This window comes from Micromonospora sp. DT227 (assembly GCF_049841835.1).
Taxonomy (GTDB): Bacteria; Actinomycetota; Actinomycetes; order Mycobacteriales; family Micromonosporaceae; genus Micromonospora.
The window spans coordinates 14,966-31,387 of the sequence record NZ_JBNCLA010000019.1; the positions used below are offsets into that span (position 1 = coordinate 14,966).

16 protein-coding genes are annotated in these 16,422 nt (G+C 74.7%); 11 read left to right on the forward strand and 5 right to left on the reverse strand.

Going from position 1 to position 16,422, the window contains the following annotated elements:
- Nucleotides 1-175 precede the first annotated feature (175 nt).
- From ACLQ2W_RS32605 to ACLQ2W_RS32620, 4 genes are all read left to right on the forward strand, one after another.
- Nucleotides 176-385 carry a helix-turn-helix domain-containing protein gene (locus tag ACLQ2W_RS32605; RefSeq protein ID WP_013288759.1) on the forward strand — a complete coding sequence of 70 codons (210 nt, stop codon included), beginning with the start codon at nucleotides 176-178 and terminating at the stop codon, nucleotides 383-385.
- Nucleotides 386-604: 219 nt separating this feature from the next.
- Nucleotides 605-706, forward strand: a complete 102-nt coding sequence (locus ACLQ2W_RS32610) for a 30S ribosomal protein bS22 (protein WP_007465623.1) — start codon at nucleotides 605-607, stop codon at nucleotides 704-706.
- A 119-nt stretch (nucleotides 707-825) separates the two neighbouring features.
- Entirely contained in the window at nucleotides 826-1,899 is a 1,074-nt protein-coding gene (locus tag ACLQ2W_RS32615) for an NAD-dependent epimerase/dehydratase family protein (RefSeq protein ID WP_405091346.1), read from the forward strand.
- 242 nt (nucleotides 1,900-2,141) lie between these two features.
- Nucleotides 2,142-3,044: a lysophospholipid acyltransferase family protein gene (locus ACLQ2W_RS32620; protein WP_425791626.1), complete on the forward strand. Its 903-nt coding sequence runs from the start codon at nucleotides 2,142-2,144 to the stop codon at nucleotides 3,042-3,044.
- A gap of 8 nt (nucleotides 3,045-3,052) precedes the next feature.
- Here ACLQ2W_RS32620 and ACLQ2W_RS32625 read toward each other — a convergent pair whose 3' ends face one another.
- The 3 genes from ACLQ2W_RS32625 to ACLQ2W_RS32635 all read right to left on the reverse strand — a co-directional run bounded on the left by ACLQ2W_RS32625 (nucleotide 3,053) and on the right by ACLQ2W_RS32635 (nucleotide 6,157).
- The gene (locus ACLQ2W_RS32625; RefSeq protein WP_425791592.1) at nucleotides 3,053-3,928 is read right to left on the reverse strand and encodes an HAD family hydrolase; all 876 of its coding nucleotides are present in this window, start codon (nucleotides 3,926-3,928) and stop codon (nucleotides 3,053-3,055) included.
- A gap of 102 nt (nucleotides 3,929-4,030) precedes the next feature.
- Nucleotides 4,031-4,891 carry a DUF5667 domain-containing protein gene (locus tag ACLQ2W_RS32630; RefSeq protein WP_425791594.1) on the reverse strand — a complete coding sequence of 287 codons (861 nt, stop codon included), beginning with the start codon at nucleotides 4,889-4,891 and terminating at the stop codon, nucleotides 4,031-4,033.
- 291 nt (nucleotides 4,892-5,182) lie between these two features.
- A complete protein-coding gene (locus ACLQ2W_RS32635; protein ID WP_425791596.1) occupies nucleotides 5,183-6,157 on the reverse strand; it encodes an ECF subfamily RNA polymerase sigma factor, BldN family in 975 nt (324 codons plus the stop codon).
- A 558-nt stretch (nucleotides 6,158-6,715) separates the two neighbouring features.
- Here ACLQ2W_RS32635 and ACLQ2W_RS32640 point away from each other — a divergent pair.
- The 3 genes from ACLQ2W_RS32640 to ACLQ2W_RS32650 are packed head-to-tail and all read left to right on the forward strand — an operon-like array spanning nucleotide 6,716 to nucleotide 9,253.
- On the forward strand, nucleotides 6,716-8,344 hold the full coding sequence (locus ACLQ2W_RS32640; RefSeq protein WP_425791598.1) for an AMP-binding protein: 1,629 nt from the start codon (nucleotides 6,716-6,718) through the stop codon (nucleotides 8,342-8,344).
- Entirely contained in the window at nucleotides 8,334-8,588 is a 255-nt protein-coding gene (locus ACLQ2W_RS32645; RefSeq protein WP_343444904.1) for a glutaredoxin family protein, read from the forward strand. The genes ACLQ2W_RS32640 and ACLQ2W_RS32645 overlap by 11 nt, the downstream gene beginning before the upstream one ends.
- 14 nt (nucleotides 8,589-8,602) lie before the next feature.
- Nucleotides 8,603-9,253, forward strand: coding sequence for an HAD family hydrolase (locus tag ACLQ2W_RS32650; protein WP_396778994.1), 651 nt, complete (start codon nucleotides 8,603-8,605; stop codon nucleotides 9,251-9,253).
- A 9-nt stretch (nucleotides 9,254-9,262) separates the two neighbouring features.
- On the opposite strand, the gene ACLQ2W_RS32655 is transcribed toward ACLQ2W_RS32650, so the two are convergent.
- Nucleotides 9,263-9,919: a LuxR C-terminal-related transcriptional regulator gene (locus ACLQ2W_RS32655; RefSeq protein ID WP_281938297.1), complete on the reverse strand. Its 657-nt coding sequence runs from the start codon at nucleotides 9,917-9,919 to the stop codon at nucleotides 9,263-9,265.
- 115 nt (nucleotides 9,920-10,034) lie between these two features.
- Nucleotides 10,035-11,339 (reverse strand): sensor histidine kinase, encoded by a 1,305-nt coding sequence (locus ACLQ2W_RS32660; protein ID WP_425791600.1) that lies wholly within the window; start codon nucleotides 11,337-11,339, stop codon nucleotides 10,035-10,037.
- Between the two features lie 389 nt (nucleotides 11,340-11,728).
- Between ACLQ2W_RS32660 and ACLQ2W_RS32665 the strand changes: the two genes are divergently transcribed.
- From ACLQ2W_RS32665 to ACLQ2W_RS32680, 4 genes are read left to right on the forward strand one after another with little or no spacing between them, the layout of a single operon-like run.
- On the forward strand, nucleotides 11,729-12,499 hold the full coding sequence (locus ACLQ2W_RS32665; protein WP_425791602.1) for a redox-sensing transcriptional repressor Rex: 771 nt from the start codon (nucleotides 11,729-11,731) through the stop codon (nucleotides 12,497-12,499).
- On the forward strand, nucleotides 12,496-13,869 hold the full coding sequence (locus tag ACLQ2W_RS32670; RefSeq protein ID WP_425791604.1) for a glutamyl-tRNA reductase: 1,374 nt from the start codon (nucleotides 12,496-12,498) through the stop codon (nucleotides 13,867-13,869). Before ACLQ2W_RS32665 ends, ACLQ2W_RS32670 begins: the two co-directional genes overlap by 4 nt.
- Entirely contained in the window at nucleotides 13,866-14,834 is a 969-nt protein-coding gene (gene hemC, locus ACLQ2W_RS32675) for a hydroxymethylbilane synthase (protein ID WP_425791606.1), read from the forward strand. Before ACLQ2W_RS32670 ends, hemC begins: the two co-directional genes overlap by 4 nt.
- Nucleotides 14,831-16,411, forward strand: coding sequence for a uroporphyrinogen-III synthase (locus ACLQ2W_RS32680; RefSeq protein ID WP_405091337.1), 1,581 nt, complete (start codon nucleotides 14,831-14,833; stop codon nucleotides 16,409-16,411). The genes hemC and ACLQ2W_RS32680 overlap by 4 nt, the downstream gene beginning before the upstream one ends.
- Nucleotides 16,412-16,422: the final 11 nt, after the last annotated feature.

Genomic DNA, 16,422 nt, shown 5'->3' on the forward strand with positions numbered 1-16,422 from the left:
ACCCGTCCGGGCGAAAAAGCCCCGGCGGACGCCCGTCCGGCCATGATCAAAGGACGGAAGGGATCGCGCAGGTCACAGCCGTCCCGCTACCGTACTCATTACACGCGCGTCGCTCGTCGAGGCGGGAGCACCTGCCCGGTGGCACGCGCCGGGCACGGGAATGGGTCGGTGAGCCATGGCCGGGTCGCAGTCCGACGCACGGCTGTCGGATGTCAGGTTCCTGACCGTCGCCGAGGTGGCAACGGTCATGCGGGTCTCCAAGATGACGGTCTACCGTCTCGTGCACAGCGGTGAGCTGACCGCGGTGCGGGTCGGTCGTTCGTTCCGGGTGCCCGAGCATGCCGTGCACGAATATCTCCGGGGCGCGTTCCAGGAGTCCGCCTGAGCCCTCGGCGACGCCCGCCGAGTGCGACGAAAAGGGGCATCGACGGGGGCGCGTTGGTCCTGCTGACGCACTCCGGCTACCCTGGAGCCCGACCGTGATCGCTCCTGGTGTGCCCGGCCCACCACGCTGGTCCGGTCCGTTGTCCGCAAGCGGGCACGGCGCCACCGCGTTGGTGGTGCCTCCCGGTCCGCCCCGCACGTTGCATCGAAAGGCTGTCGTATGGGCTCGGTGGTCAAGAAGCGCCGCAAGCGCATGGCTAAGAAGAAGCACCGCAAGCTGCTGCGCAAGACCCGCGTCCAGCGTCGCCGTCTCGGCAAGTGACCGGGGCCGGGCGCTGACCCGGCACCGGCACCACTTGCCAACTGTCGACCCTCGGAGGCTCAGGTGATCAGGCCGCGGACGTTCCGGCTCGATCCTGCCTGCCGCGCAAGGCGCACGACATGACCCCCGGTGGCACCTCCGGTGCCCCGGGGGTCGTCGTCGTCACCGGGGTCGGCCGGTTCCTCGGCGCCAACCTCGCCGCCCGGCTCGCCGCCGACCCACGCATCGAGCGGGTCATCGGCGTCGACCCGGCCCCGCCCAACCCCGAGCTGGCCGACCTGCTCTCCGACGTCGAGTTGGTCCGGCTCGACCTCGACTCGCTCGGCGGTCTCCTGATCGACCTCGATGTCGACGCCGTGGCGCACCTGGCGCTGGTCACCGCGCCCGACCCGCAGCACGGCGGTCGGGCGGCGATGAAGGAACAGAACGTCATCGGCACCATGCAGCTGCTCGCCGCCGCCCAGCGCGCGCCGCGCCTGCGCCGGCTGGTGGTCCGCTCGTCGACCGCCGCGTACGGGGTGTCGTTCCGCGACCCGGCCGTCTTCACCGAGGAGACCGAGCCGCGCGAGGTGCCGCGTGGCGGGTTCGGCCGCGACATCCTCGACATCGAGGGGTACGTTCGCGGCTTCCGCCGCCGCCGGCCCGAGGTCACCGCCACCGTGCTGCGCTTCGCGCCGTTCATCGGCTACACGGCCGACACCACGCTCACCCGCTACTTCGCGCAGCCGGTGGTGCCCACCATCTTCGGCCGCGACCCGCGCCTACAGTTCCTGCACATCGACGACGCGTTGACGGTGCTGCACCGGTCGGTCGCCGAGGAGCACCCGGGGACGTTCAACGTGGCCGGTCCGGGCGTGCTGTCGCTGTCACAGGCCATCCGCCGGGCCGGCCGGGTGGCCGTGCCGGTGCTGGAACCGGGCCTGGCCGGGGTGGCCGCGGTCGCCCGCACCCTGGGCTTCGGCCGGTACGGGCTGGACCAGGTCGACCTCTTCGTGCACGGTCGGGTGGTGGACACCACCCGGCTGGAGCGCGAGTTCGGCTTCACCCCCCGCTCGACCGCTGCCGCCTTCGACGACTTCGTCCGCGCCCACCACGGCGGGGTGGTGGTGACCCGCGACCAGCTCGCCGCGGCCGAGCAACTGGTGCTGGAGAGCATCCGTCAGGTCCGCTCGACCGTTCGGGAGCGCTCGTGAGCAGCACACCGGAGCGGTGGGACGCCCGCTTCGACGTACCCCCGACCGGGCCCGGGCCGGACGCGGAGCCGGCGCGGCGCAACGGGCACCGGCCGGTCACCGCGCCGGCCGCCCGACCGCCCGCGCCCCCGGAGCCGGCCGACGAGCCGGACACCTCCGCTGACGAGCCGACCACCCGCCCGGTCGCGAAGAAGACCGTGGCGAAGAAGGCGGTCGCGAAGAAGGCCGTGGCGGGGCCGGCGGTGGCGGAGAGCGCCACCCCCGGGACCGGCCCGTCCGGGCCGGCGGTGGGCGACCGGCCCGGGGACCAGTGGGACCGCCGGGTCGCGCGAGGGCTCGCGTTCCTGCGCCGCCGGCTCGCCGGTGACTACGAGGTGGACGAGTTCGGCTTCGACCCGGACCTCACCGACGCGGTCTTCCACCCGCTGGTCCGGGTGCTCTACCGGGACTGGTTCCGCACCGAGGTGGGCGGCCTGGAGCACGTGCCGGCCGAGGGTGCGGGCCTGGTGGTGGGCAACCACTCCGGCACCGTGGCGCTGGACGCGCTGATCCTCTCCGCGGCGCTGCACGACCGGCATCCGAGCCACCGCTACCTTCGCCTGCTCGGCGCCGACCTGGTCTTCCGGATGCCCGTGGTGTCCGAGCTGGCCCGCAAGACCGGCGGCACGGTCGCCTGCAACCCGGACGCCGAACGGCTGCTCGGCAACGGCGAGCTGGTCGGCGTGTTCCCGGAGGGCTTCAAGGGCATCGGCAAGCTCTACTCCGACCGCTACAAGCTCCAGCGCTTCGGCCGGGGCGGCTTCGTCTCCGCCGCGCTGCGCACCGGCACGCCGATCGTGCCGGTGGCCATCGTCGGCGGCGAGGAGATCTATCCGATGCTCGCCGACATCAAGCCGCTCGCCCGGCTGCTCAAGCTGCCGTACTTCCCGGTGACGCCGACGTTCCCCTGGCTGGGGCCGCTGGGCATGGTGCCGCTGCCGAGCAAGTGGCTGATCGAGTTCTGCCCGCCGATCCCGACCGCGCACCTGCGGGACTCCGCGGACGACCCGCTTGTCGTGTTCAACCTCGCCGACCAGGTGCGGGAGACCATCCAGCAGACGCTGCACAAGCTGCTCGAACGCCGTCCGGACCCGTTCGGCCCCTGAGCGCCGGGTCAGGCGCGCTGGCGGCGGCGGTGCAGGGCCAGCCCGGCGGTCACCGCGCCGGCGAGCAGCCCGGCGGCGGCGGTCGAGGGCACGGCGATGCGGACGGCCCGCCGGCCGGTGCGAAAGTCACGGACCTCCCAGCCCCGCTCCCGGGCCCGCCGCGACAGCGCCGGGTCGGGGTTGACCGCGACCGCGCGGCCCACCGCGGACAGCATCGGCAGATCGTTGGCGGAGTCGCTGTAGGCCGCGCAGCGGTTCAGGTCCAGCCCTTCCACGGCGGCGAGCTGGGTGACCGCCTCCGCCTTCGCCGGCCCGTGCATCAGATCGCCGACCAGCCGGCCGGTGTACGCCCCGTCGACCACCTCGGCCACCGTGCCGATCGCGCCGGTCAGGCCGAGTCGGGCCGCGATCACCCGGCCGATCTCCACCGGGGCGGCGCTGACCAGCCAGACCCGCTCGCCCGCGTCGAGGTGACGCTGGGCCAGCCGGCGGGTGCCGGCCCAGATGCGCGGTGCCATCAGCTCGTCGAAGATCTCCTCGGTGAGCCGCTCCACGTCGTCGACCCGCCAGCCCTGCACGAAGGCGAGCGCGGCCTCCTTGGCCTGGGACATGGTCCCGGCGTGCTCGGTGGCGAGCAGCCGGAACCGGGCCTGCTGCCAGGCGAACCGGGCCAGGTCACCGGCGGTGAAGTAGTTCCGGGCGGCCAGCCCGCGGGCGAACCAGTAGATCGACGCGCCCTGCATCATCGTGTTGTCCACGTCGAAGAAGGCGGCGGCCGTCGGGTCCGGCGCGATCGTGGTCGCGGGTGCCGCCGGGGTCTCCGCCCAACCGGCGGTGTGCCCGTGGACGTCGGTGCTGACCGTCACCTTGCGGGACCCGGTCACCGCGACCTCCCTCCCTCGACGACCCTGGTACGCGTGCCGCGTCCACCGTATCCGGCGTCTCGTGACGGCCGGGTGTCCGTCGCGGGAAGTGTGGCCGCGCGCTCAGCGTTCGCCGGGGCAGGTGGCCGGCGCCGGCCCGAGCGTGTCGCTGGCGGCCGGCGCGGGCAGCCCGCAGGCGATCGTCTCGCGCAGCGCGTCGGCGCGTCGGCCGGCGGCGTCGAGCAGGGCCAGCGAGCGGCGGGTGCGGTCCCGGTCGGCGTGGTCGGGCCGGGCGAGCAGGCCGCTGACCACCCGGCGCTGACCGGCGAGGAACGTGTCCACGGCGTCCAGCGCGGTCGGGTCGGAGCGTTGCGCGGCCACCGTGGTCAGCAGGCGTACGCCCTGGCGGGTGTCCGCGTCCATGTCGTCCAGGACGGCGCTGAAGCCGAGCCGGTCGTCGCGGACCGTGGCGGCCTCGTCGAGCCGGGTCCGGGCGAAGTCGAGGAAGAGCTGACCGCGGCTGATGTCCGAGCTGGCCAGGGCGAGCTGGGCGCGTTCGGTGGAGCGCTTCATGCCGTACAGCGCGTCGCCGGGCAGCGCGTTCTCGCTGGCGGCGGAGATGCCGGAGAGGGCGATCGCGCCGGCGGCCACGCCGACCAGGATCGCGCCCCGGGCCCGCGCCCGGCGGCCGGTGATGGCGGGCAGTAGCGCGCCGAGCCCGCCGGTGCTGGCGCCGGCGTCGGTGGTGGCGGGGACGCCCTCACGGTCGGCGGTGGCCACCAGCATCGCGCGCAGGCCGGTGCGGAAGTCGGCGTCGACCTCGACGGTGGGCCGCTCGACGGTGAGCCGGCGGGTCACTCCCACGAGCGCGGTGAGTTCGCCGTCGGCGCGGGACCGGACGTGGTGTCGGCGTCCGCCGTTGGCCTCGTCGAGGAGTTGCGCGAAGCGCTCGGCTCGCCGACCGGAGAAGAGGTCGCTGTCCACCGCGGGCACCCCCTCTCGCTGGTCACGGCCGGGCGGCCGTCGTCGTCACCAGCGACCCGTGGCAGCGTGTGGCCGAGTGCCGACCGGGACGGCCGACCTGACCCGCCGGACCGGGTGGGCCCGGGGGACGCCGGGACAACCACTGGTCGCACCCGGAGAAACGGTTCGCGCCGGTCGCCGGTTACGGGCCGTTCGGGGGCGAAATAACCGGGTGTGACGGGGGTCGCGGGCGGGCCGGGGCGCGCGTCAGCCACCGGCGTCGGGCCGGTGGCGGGACGGGGACGCGGTGGGTCAGGCCTGGAAGCCGTCGGGCAGCAGCCGGGCCAGCGCCCGTACCGCCCGGTATTGCAAAGCCTTGATGGCGCCCTCGTTCTTGCCCATGGCACGGGCCGTCTCGGCGACCGAGAAGCCTTGCAGGAACCGGAGCACGATGCACTCCTGCTGCTCCGGGTTGAGCTGCTTGACGGCGGTGAGCAGGGCGACGTTGGTGATGTGCTCGACCACCGCCGCCTCCGGGCTGCCCTCCGGACCGCGGTCCTCCCGGTCGGCGTCGAGGACGTCGCCGGTGGTCACCTCCAGCCGGTAGCGCCCGGACTTGAAGTGGTCGGCGACCAGGTTGCGGGCGATGGTGACCAGCCAGGCGCCCAGGTCACGCCCCTGCCAGGTGAAGCTGCCGATGCGTTTGAGGGCCCGCAGGAACGTGTCGGAGGTGAGGTCCTCGGCGAGTTGGCGGTTGCCGACCCGGAAGTAGACGAACCGGAAGACGGTGTCGACGTACCGGTCGTAGATCAGGCCGAACGCCTCGGACTCGCCGGCCTGCGCCCGCTCGACGAGCGTCCAGACCTCGGTGGCCGGGTCGGACGGGTCGGGGCGGCTCGGGAAGCCGGTGGCCGGCGTGGCGGCCGGGACGGCCGGCAGCACCGCGGTGTCGCCGACGGTCACCACGGGCAGCACCGCGGTCTCGGCGGCGGCGGACGGCTCGGCGCTGGTCGCCGCGTCACCGCGGCGGGCCTGGGCCGGCGGTACGGCCGGGCGGGGCGGGGCACCGACGCGCCCGGCGGCGGGCTTCGCGTTGCCGCCGGGGGACGCCGGGCGCAGCGGCGCCTCGTTGCCGTGGTGCGCGCGGCTGCGGGTCCGTCTAGCCTCGCCGCTCAGCGCGAGCAGGCCGTCCGCGCGTGGCGCGGGCTCGGCGCGCTCGTTGAGCGGGTTCCGCTGGGTCGGGCCGGTCACCCCGGCCGGCCGTTCCGCGTAACCGAACGTGGTCACCGTGCCTCCCCGGTCCAGATGGGCAGCGACCTCGCCGGGCGCCGGTGCGGCGCTGCGGGGCCGGGCGCGACCCGGTGGGGCGCGGCCGGTGCGGGACGTGTCGGCGGGCGGCACGTACCGTTGAGGTGCTGGTCCAATGCGCTCACGGGCACGGGGGCCTCCTCGGGCTGAGGGGTGTCGACTCACGGCAAATGGGTGAGCCGACCCGAGTGATGATAGGCCCAACGTCACCCGCGCGTGGCAAGTCCGTTACACAGAGCGGAAGTATTTCCCGCGTGGTCGCACTCCTGCCGGACCGGTTGTCCGTCGCTCGTGGTTGACTTTCGTGCGGCAACCTGGTCCGCAGTGGAAGTCCAGGTAGAGGCCGATTTTTCGGCCGCTCGGCGTGTCGTGAGCGTGGTTCGTGAACCCGACTCCAGTCCCGCCTCCGCAGCCCGCGAAGATCACGCTCCCACGTATGGGAATTGCGTCCACTGTCAATTGCGGTCTCACCCGGCGGACCCGGGCGGCGCTCGGGGGCATGGCCCGGCGCACCCCGCTGTGCCAGACTCAGCCACCGTGCAGGACGCCGCCGACAGCACCGCGCCGAACCTCGCCGACCGCCTCCGCCGGGCCGCCGCCGAACGCGGCGGCCGGGTCGCGTTGCACTGGCGCGACACCACGCTCACCTGGTCCGCGCTGGACGCCGCGGTCACCGCCACCGCCCACGCGCTGCAGGCCGCCGCGCCGCCGGCGGACCGGACGCCACACCCGCCCCGGGTGGCGATCGGCTTCGGCAACACCCCCGACTTCGTGGTCACCTACCTGGCCACGCTCCGCGCCGGCCTGGTCGCCGTGCCGGTCAACCCCGCGCTGACCGGCCGGGAACTGCGGCACGTGCTCGCCGACTCGGGTGCCGCCGTCCTGGTCGGCGCCGCCGACGTGACCGCCCGGGTGGACCCCGCCGACCTGCCCGCGCTGCGCGCGGTGCACACCGTCCCGCCGGTCGCCGACGACGACGCCCCGGCCCGGTTCCCGACGCGGGACGGGGACGACCTGGCCGTACTGCTCTACACGTCGGGCACCGAGGGCCGGCCCAAGGGCGCGATGCTGTCGCACCGGGCGCTGGCCGCCAACCACGCCCAGGCCGACCGGATCGACCCGCCGGTGGTCGGCCCCGACGACACCGTGCTGCTGGCGCTGCCGCTGTTCCACGCGTACGGGCTGAACGCCGGGCTCGGGGCGGTGCTGCGTCACGGCGCGACCGGCGTGCTCGTCGACGAGCCCGGCCCGACCGGGGCGCTCGACGAGATCGCCCGGCACCGGGTCAGCGTGCTGCTCGGCGTACCGTCGATGTTCCTGACCTGGGCTGAGGCGGCCGGCGACCCGAGCGCGGCGCTGGCCGGGGTGCGGGTCGCGGTGTGCGGCGCGGCGCCGCTGCCGCTGCCCGTCGGGGCGCGCTTCACCGAGCTGACCGGGCATCCCGTGCACGTCGGCTACGGGCTCACCGAGACCGCGCCGGTGCTCACCTCCACGCTTGTCGGCGGTGAGCCGAAGCCCGGCTCGATCGGCCGCCCGCTGCCCGGCGTCGAGCTGCGCCTGGTCGGCTCCGACAGCGACGAGCTGTGGCGCGACGGGGTGCCCGCCGCCGAGACCGACGACGACGGGATGGACCTCACCGACGACCCGGTCGGCACCGACCCCGGGCAGATCGTGGTGCGCGGCGCGAACCTGTTCGCCGGCTACTGGCCGGACGGGCGGGGCGGGCCCGGCCCGGGCGGCTGGTGGGCCACCGGCGACGTGGCGTACGCCGACGGCGACGGTGACCTGTTCCTGGTCGACCGGCTCGGCGAGCTGATCCTGGTCAACGGCTTCAACGTCTACCCGCACGAGGTCGAGTCGGTGCTCCAGGCGCACCCCGGGGTGGCCGAGTCGGCGGTCCTGGGCGTGCCGCACCTCCGGACCGGCGAGACTGTGCGGGCGTACGTGGTGCGCGCGGCCGGCTCGTCGGTGACGGCGGCGGAGCTGCTCGCCCACTGCGCGCGTAACCTGGCCCGGTTCAAGTGCCCGACCGCCGTCGAGTTCGTCGACGCGCTGCCGTACTCGGCGATCGGGAAGGTCCGCAAGACCGAGCTGCGCCCGGCGCCCGTGGTGCCGTCGCCGGCACCGCCGACCGAGACCCGCACGGAGGTATCCGATGTCCAGTGACGCGAGGCTCATCCTGATCACCCGGCCCGGCTGCCACCTCTGCGAGGACGCGAAGGCGGCGCTCGACCGGGTGGTGGCGGTCACCGGCGACCGCTGGGTGGAGAAGGACGTGACAGGCGACGTCGAGCTGGAGCGCGACTACGGCGACCGGCTGCCGGTGGTGCTGCTCGACGGCAAGGAGCACGGCTACTGGCGGGTCGAGGAGGACCGGCTGCTGCGGGACCTGACCACCCCGCAACTGTGAACTATGGTGCTCGGGTGACGGCTACGCGGCGCCACCTGGTGTGGGACTGGAACGGCACCCTGCTCGACGACCTCGACCTGGTGGTGCGCGCCACCAACGTGGCGTTCGCCAGCGCCGGTGGTCCGGCGGTCAGCGCGGACGAGCACCGGGTGCGGTTCCGCCGGCCGATCGCCGACTACTACGCGGAGATGCTCGGCCGGGCGGTCGACGCCGAGGCGTTCGGCGCGCTCGACCGGATCTTCCACGACGCGTACCGGGCCGGGCTGACCAGTTGCGCGCTGGCCGCCGACGCCACCGCCGCGATCGCCGCCTGGCCGGGCAGCCAGTCGCTGCTGTCCATGTGGTTCCACGACGAGCTGGTGCCCACCGTGCACACGTACGGGCTGACCCCGCACTTCAGCCGGGTGGACGGGCTGCGCGCCGCGGTCGGCGGCGGGCCCAAGGCCGAGTGGCTGGAGAAGCACCTCGCCGAGCTGGGGCTGGCCGGCGCCGACGTGGTGCTGATCGGTGACTCGCTCGACGACGCCGACGCGGCCACCTCGGTCGGCGGCGCGGCCGTCCTCTACACCGGCGGCCTCTCCGACCCGGCCCGGCTGCGCGCCAGCGGTCACCCGACCGCCGACACCCTCACCGAGGCGGTCACGCTGGCCCGCGCGCTGCCCTGAGCCGGCGCGTCAGGCGCGGAGGTGGGCCAGGACGGCCAGCACGCGGCGGTGGTGGGTGGTGGCGTCCGGCGGCAGGTCGAGCTTGGTGAAGATGTTGCGGACGTGCTTCTCCACCGCGCCGTCGCTCACCACCAGGGCGCGGGCGATGGCGGTGTTGGAGCGGCCCTCGGCCATCAGCGCCAGCACCTCGCGCTCGCGCGGGGTCAGCGCGGCCAACGGGTCGTCGCGCCGCCGCCGTACCAGCAGTTGGCTGATCACCTCCGGGTCCAGCACGGTGCCGCCGGCGGCCACCCGGGCCAGCCCGTCCAGGAACTCGTCGATCGCGGCCACCCGGTCCTTGAGCAGGTAGCCGATGCCGCCGCCGGTGCCGCCCGCGGTGTCCAGCAGGTCGTCGGCGTACGACACCTCGACGTACTGGGACAGCACCAGGATCGGCGTGCCCGGCACCCGGCGACGGGCCTCCACGGCGGCGCGCAGCCCCTCGTCGGTGTGCGACGGCGGCATCCGCACGTCCACCACCGAGATGTCCGGCCGGTGCGCCACCACGGCGTCGACAAGCGCGTCCCCGTCGCCGACGGCGGCCACCACCTGGTGCCCGAACTCGGTCAGCAGCCGGATCAGCCCCTCCCGGAGCAGTACGGCGTCGTCCGCGATCACCACCCGCATGGGTCCGGTGTCTACCACGTCCGGGTCCCACCGCGCGGCCTCGACCCGGTACGGCGCGTCGTCGGCGGCCGTCACCGGGGCGGTTCGGCGGGTCGCCGGGCCGGGCGGCGGGCGGTCACCGGGGCAGCTCGGCGTGGATCCGGGTCGGCCCGCCGGCCGGGCTGTCCACCTCCAGCGTGCCGCCGGCCGCCCGGACCCGGTCGGCGATGCCGCTGAGCCCGTGCCCCTTGGCCAGGTGCGCGCCGCCGACCCCGTCGTCGGCGACGGTGATCTCCAGTCGGCCCACCTTCCGGGTCACCTCCACCCGGCAGGCGTCGGCCCGGCTGTGCTTCGCGACGTTTGTCAGCGCCTCGGCCACCACGAAGTAGGCGGTGCTCTCCAGGCCCGGGTCGAGCCGGCCCTCGGCGGTGCCCAGGTCGTCGTCGACGATCAGTTCGGTCGGCACCAGCGCCCGGGCGGCGAGCGCGGCGAGCGCGCTGGGCAGCCCCCGGTCGACCAGGATCGGCGGCGCGATGCCCCGGGAGAGCGCGCGCAACTCGTCGAGCGTCTCGCGGGTCTGGGCGACCGCCTCGTCCAGCGTGCGCCGGGCCGCGTCCGGGTCGGCGGCGAGCTGGTGGCGGGCCCGCCCCAGGTCCATGGCGAGGCGGACCAGGCGTTGCTGCGGCCCGTCGTGGATGTCCCGTTCCAACCGGCGCAACGCGGACGCCTCGGCCGAGGCGGCGGCCCGCTTCTGCTCCTCCAGCGTGACGATCCGCTGCCGCATCTCGGCCACGCCGGTGAGCAGCGAGTACGCCAGGCCGCCCTGGATCCGGGCCAGGCTCCGGGCCATCAGCGGGAGGGTGAGGAGCGCGAACAGGCCGATGGCGGTGTTCAGCGCGATCCGCGCGCCGGCCCCGTCGCCCATGCCGAGGAGCTGGCTGAGGTCCTGTTGGTCCGGCCCGCGCGGGATGGCCCAGTCGTACCCGCCGTAGAGCGTGCCGGTCAGCGCCAGCGCCCACCAGACCACCATCAGCACGAACGTGGGCAGGGTCACCAGGAGCCGCAGGAACGCGTGCAGCAGGTCGAGCCAGGACTGCGGGTCGCGGATCGGGGTGAACACCCGCCGCCAGAACCGGGCGCCGCGCCCGGGGGTCAGGTAGACCGGGCGGACCCGGGGCCGGCCGAGCACGCCGGGGAGCCGGAGCCGTTCCAGGTCGGCCAGCCCGCGCGCCGCGTAGAGCACGCCGGCCAGGACCGGCAGGCCGAGCGTGGTGACCAGCAGCCCGACGCTGAGTGAGATCCCCGCCACGGCGAGCACGAACCCGACGATCGCCAGCGGCAGGCTGAAGAGCACGTAGCCGGTGTCGTGGGCGAGTCGCCGGAGCAGGCTCCGGACGGGCGAGGAGGGAACGGGTGCGGTGGCCAACGGCGCGGCGGTCATGGTTCGAGGCTATGGGCGCGGTCCCGGCCGGCCCATCCCGTACGCCGGCCGGTCGGGGGTGGGGTTCTCCCCACCCGGCACGTGAGAAGCGCCTCGCCGCGTTGGCTGCGGAGCGTTACCGCACGCACGCGATTGGTCAGAGAAGTCGGGATTGAGCAATAATCGCCTCGCGCCACCGAGGAGCGCGGTTGATCGATCTTGTAGGAATGGAGGGGCAGGTGGAGCCGTATCGCGAGTCATCAAGATCGCGATTTGTGCACCTCTTCACAAGCGCCTACTCTGTAGTTCCGACGCGCCCTGCTAGCACAGCCGGCAACATCGGTCGCCAGCGGGAGTCCCGAAACGGCCGGCCCCCGTCGCCGGTCGAGGATCGCACCGCACGGAGTCTCATGAGTCAGCACCGTCCCCCTGGCGCGCCCGGCCGCACCGGTGCCGTACCGGCGCTTCCGGACCTGCCCGAGGCGACCGTGTCCCGGCTCCCGGAATACCTGCGTGCGCTGCACGCGCTCGCCGAATCCGGCCACGAGACCGTGTCCAGCGAGGGCCTGGCCAGCGCCGTCGGCGTCAACTCCGCCAAGCTCCGCAAGGACCTGTCCCACCTCGGCTCGTACGGCACCCGCGGCGTCGGCTACGACGTCGCGCTGCTGATCGACCAGATCGAGTCGGTGCTCGGGCTCACCCAGTGCCGGGCCGTCGCGCTGGTCGGCGTGGGTAATCTCGGTCACGCCCTGGCCGGCTACGACGGCTTCGCCAGCCGCGGCTTCCGAATCGCCGCGCTGCTCGACGCCGACCCGTCCCGCGTCGGCGAGCGGATAAACGGGCTGGTCGTCCGGCACGTCGACGAGTTGTCCCGGGTGGTCGTCGAGGAGACCATCTCGATCGGCGTGATCGCCACCCCGGCGCCGGCCGCCCAGGCGGTCGCCGACGAGCTGGTCGCCGTCGGCGTGACGAGCATCCTCAACTTCGCTCCGTGCGTACTCTCGGTCCCGGAAGGGGTCGACGTGCGCAAGGTCGACCTCGCGATCGAGCTGCAGATCCTGTCCTTCCACGAGCACCGCAAGGCGTCGCTGACCGCGCTGCCCGCCACCGGCGGGTCCGCGCTCACCGCCCTGCCCGGCGGGCTCGCGACCACCGACACCCAGGAGGCGATCGGCACGTGAAACTGCTCGTCGTCGGCGCGTCCTACCGCACCGCCCCGGTCGCCGTCCTGGAACAACTGGCCGTCCCACCCGCGGATCTCACCCGCACGCTGGACCGGCTGGTCGCCCAGCCGTACGTCGCCGAGGCCGTGCTGGTCTCCACCTGCAACCGGGTGGAGGTCTACGCCGCCGTCGCCGGCTTCCACGGTGGGCTCGGCGACATCTGCGCGGTCCTGGCCGAGCAGGCCGGCTGCCCGCCGGCGGCGCTCGCGCCGCACCTGTACGTGCACTACGACGCCGCCGCCGTGGACCACGTCTTCCGGGTCGCCGCCGGGCTGGACTCCATGGTGGTCGGCGAGGCGCAGATCCTCGGTCAGCTCCGCGACGCCTACCACTGCGCCGGCGGCGCCGACTCCGCCGGCCGGCTGCTGCACGAGCTGATGCAGCAGGCGCTGCGGGTCGGCAAGCGGGCCCACGCCGAGACCAACATCGACCGGGCCGGGCAGAGCGTGGTCACCGCCGCGCTCGACCTCGCCGCCGGCCTGCTCGACGGCGACCTGACCGGCCGACCCGCCATGGTGGTCGGCGCCGGGGCGATGGGCTCGCTGAGCGTGGCCACGCTGTCCCGGCTGGGCGCCGGCCCGCTCACCGTCACCAACCGCGGGGCCGCCCGCGCGGTCCGGCTCGCCGAGTCGTACGGCGCCACCGCCGTGCCGATGGCCGAACTGGTCGACGCGCTCTCCACGGTGGACATCGTGGTCGCCGCCACCGCCGCCGCCGAGCCGGTGCTCACCCACGACGTGGTGACCCGGGCGCTGACCCGCCGCGACGCCGACCGGGGCCCGCTGGTCCTGCTCGACCTGGCCGTCCCGCGCGACGTCGAGGCCGGCGTCGCCGAGCTGTCCGGCGTCGAGGTGATCGACATCGACCGGATGGCCGCCGTCCTCGCCGACGGGCCGGCCGCCGCCGACGCCGCCGAGGTGGCCCGCATCGTCGCCGGTGAGGTCGAGGCGTTCCTGACCTGGCTGCGCGGCGCCGACGTGGCGCCCACCGTGGCCGCGCTGCGCGGGCGCGCCGACGACGTGGTCACCGCCGAGCTGCGCCGGCTCGGCCAGCGCCGCCCCGACCTCAGCGACGACCAGCGCGCCGAGGTGGCCCGCACCGTGCACCGGGTCGTGCAGCGACTGCTGCACCAGCCGACCGTGCGGGTCCGCCAGCTCGCCGCCGAGCCCGGCGGCGACCAGTACGCGGCCCTGCTGCGCGAGCTGTTCGACCTGGAGGTGCCACAGACGTCCCCGGTCGACACCGTCCCCGACGTGGTCGCCACCGACACCGACGGCCGGCCGTCCTTCGACGCCGCCGACGTCCCGCCCACCGGAGGTGCGCGATGACCGCCCCCCTGCGCCTCGGCACCCGGGGCAGCGTCCTGGCGCTGGCCCAGTCCGGCCACGTCGCCGAGGCCCTCACCGCGGCCACCGGCCGCCCGGTCGAGCTGGTCGAGGTGGTGACCGCCGGGGACCGCTCCACCGCCCCGGTGCAGCGGCTCGGCGTCGGCGTCTTCGTCTCCGCGCTGCGGGACGCGCTGACCGCCGGCGACATCGACTTCGCCGTCCACTCGTACAAGGACCTGCCCACCGCGGCGGCGCCCGGCCTGCACATCGCGGCCGTGCCGCCCCGGGAGGACCCGCGCGACGCGTTGGTCGCCACCGGCGGCCGGACGCTCGCCGAGCTGCCGCCCGGCGCGCTGATCGGCACCGGCGCGCTGCGCCGGATCGCCCAGTTGCACGCGCTGGGCATGCAGTTCGAGGTCACCCCGATCCGGGGCAACATCGACACCCGGCTCGGCCGGGTGCTCGGCCCGGACGCCGACCTCGACGCCGTCGTGCTGGCCCGGGCCGGGCTCACCCGGATCGGCCGCGCCGACGTCATCACCGAGACGCTCGACCCGATGCTCATGCTGCCCGCGCCCGCCCAGGGCGCGCTGGCCGTCGAGTGCCGGGCCGACGACCACGACCTGGTCGAGCTGCTCGCGCGGCTCGACCACGCACCGTCCCGCGCCGCGGTCACCGCGGAACGGGCGCTGCTGGCCACCCTGGAGGCCGGGTGCAGCGCACCGGTGGCCGCCTACGGCGAACTCGCCGAGGGTGAGGCCGGTGAGGAGATCTACCTGCGCGGTGCGGTGATCAGCCCGGACGGTTCCCGTGACCTCCGACTGTCCCGCACCGGAACGCCCGCCGACGCGGCGGAGATCGGCAAGGCACTCGCCGCCGAACTCCTCGAACTCGGCGCCGACTCGATCCTCGGCCAAGAAGGACACGCCGGCCCGGGGACCCAGCAACTTGGGAGCACAGAATGACCCGCACCCGTAAGCCCGTAGGCCGGATCGCTTTCGTCGGGGCCGGCCCCGGCGACCCGGGCCTGCTGACCCGCCGGGCGCTCGACGCCCTGGTCGAGGCCGACCACGTGGTGTACGACCGGGGAGTCCCCGAGTCGCTGCTGACCCACGTCCGCGCCCAGGCCCGGCCCGACGCCGAGTTCAGCCCCGCCGAGGGTGTGCCCGGCGACGTGGCGAAGGTGCTGATCTCCGCGGCCCGCTCCGGGCAGAACGCCGTGCACCTGGTGGCCGGCGACCCGTTCGGCCACGACTCGGTGGTCAAGGAGGTGCAGGCGGTGGCGCGTACCGCCGCGCACTTCGAGGTGGTGCCGGGCGTCGGTCAGGCCGAGGGCGTCGCCACCTACGCGGGCGTCCCGCTGCCCGGCGTGCGCACCGCCGCCGACGTCGAGGACGTCAACACGCTGGACTTCGACGCGCTCGCCACCGCGGTGGGCCGGGGGTCGCTGGCGCTGGCCGTGGACGCCGGTGACCTGGCCGCCGTCCGGGACGGGCTGCTGGCCGCCGGCGTCGACGGCACCACCGGGGTCGGGGTGACCGGCGACGGCACCGGCGAGACGCAGTACACCACCACGTCGACCGTGGACTCGTTCGTCGCGGCGGCGCTCGGCTTCACCGGCCGCGTCGTGCTCACCGTCGGCGCGGGCGTCAGCGACCGCGACAAGCTGAGCTGGTGGGAGAACCGCCCGCTGTACGGCTGGAAGGTGCTGGTGCCCCGCACCAAGGAGCAGGCCGGCGCGATGAGCGCGCGGCTGCGCGCGTACGGGGCGATCCCGTGCGAGGTGCCGACCATCGCGGTCGAGCCGCCGCGTACCCCGGCCCAGATGGAGCGGGCGGTCAAGGGCCTGGTCGACGGCCGGTACGCCTGGGTGATCTTCACCTCGGTGAACGCGGTCCGGGCGGTCTGGGAGAAGTTCGGCGAGCACGGGCTGGACGCCCGCCACTTCGGCGGCGTCAAGATCGCCTGCATCGGTGAGGCGACCGCCGACGCGGTCCGCGCGTTCGGCATCCAGCCGGAGCTGGTCCCCGCCGGCGAGCAGTCCTCCGAGGGCCTGCTGGCCGAGTTCTCGCCGCACGACGAGATCCTCGACCCGGTCGGCCGGGTGCTGCTGCCGCGCGCCGACATCGCCACCGAGACCCTCGCGGCCGGGCTCACCGAGCGCGGCTGGGAGGTCGACGACGTGACCGCGTACCGCACCGTACGCGCCGCGCCGCCGCCGGCCGAGATCCGCGACGCGATCAAGTCGGGCGGGTTCGACGCGGTGCTCTTCACCTCGTCCTCCACCGTCCGGAACCTGGTCGGCATCGCCGGGAAGCCGCACGCCCGTACCGTTGTTGCTGTCATCGGGCCCAAGACGGCGGAGACCGCGACGGAGTTCGGCCTGCGGGTCGACGTGCAGCCGCCGCACGCCTCGGTGCCCGACCTGGTGGAGGCGCTCGCCGCCTACGCCGTCGAGCTGCGCGAGAAGCTCGCCGCCATGCCGGCGAAGCAGCGCCGCGGCTCGAAGGTGCAGGGCCCGACCGCCCTGAGGTTCCGCTGACAGGAGGCACC

What these genes read in the sequence shown, in the direction of transcription:
- ACLQ2W_RS32655 (WP_281938297.1), bottom strand. Translation starts at nt 9,919, where the DNA reads ATGCGGGTGGTGATCGCGGACGACGCCGTACTGCTCCGGGAGGGGCTG.
- ACLQ2W_RS32680 (WP_405091337.1), top strand. Translation starts at nt 14,831, where the DNA reads ATGACCCGCACCCGTAAGCCCGTAGGCCGGATCGCTTTCGTCGGGGCC.
- ACLQ2W_RS32615 (WP_405091346.1), top strand. Translation starts at nt 826, where the DNA reads ATGACCCCCGGTGGCACCTCCGGTGCCCCGGGGGTCGTCGTCGTCACC.
- hemC (WP_425791606.1), top strand. Translation starts at nt 13,866, where the DNA reads ATGACCGCCCCCCTGCGCCTCGGCACCCGGGGCAGCGTCCTGGCGCTG.
- ACLQ2W_RS32605 (WP_013288759.1), top strand. Translation starts at nt 176, where the DNA reads ATGGCCGGGTCGCAGTCCGACGCACGGCTGTCGGATGTCAGGTTCCTG.
- ACLQ2W_RS32645 (WP_343444904.1), top strand. Translation starts at nt 8,334, where the DNA reads ATGTCCAGTGACGCGAGGCTCATCCTGATCACCCGGCCCGGCTGCCAC.
- ACLQ2W_RS32610 (WP_007465623.1), top strand. Translation starts at nt 605, where the DNA reads ATGGGCTCGGTGGTCAAGAAGCGCCGCAAGCGCATGGCTAAGAAGAAG.
- ACLQ2W_RS32660 (WP_425791600.1), bottom strand. Translation starts at nt 11,339, where the DNA reads ATGACCGCCGCGCCGTTGGCCACCGCACCCGTTCCCTCCTCGCCCGTC.
- ACLQ2W_RS32665 (WP_425791602.1), top strand. Translation starts at nt 11,729, where the DNA reads ATGAGTCAGCACCGTCCCCCTGGCGCGCCCGGCCGCACCGGTGCCGTA.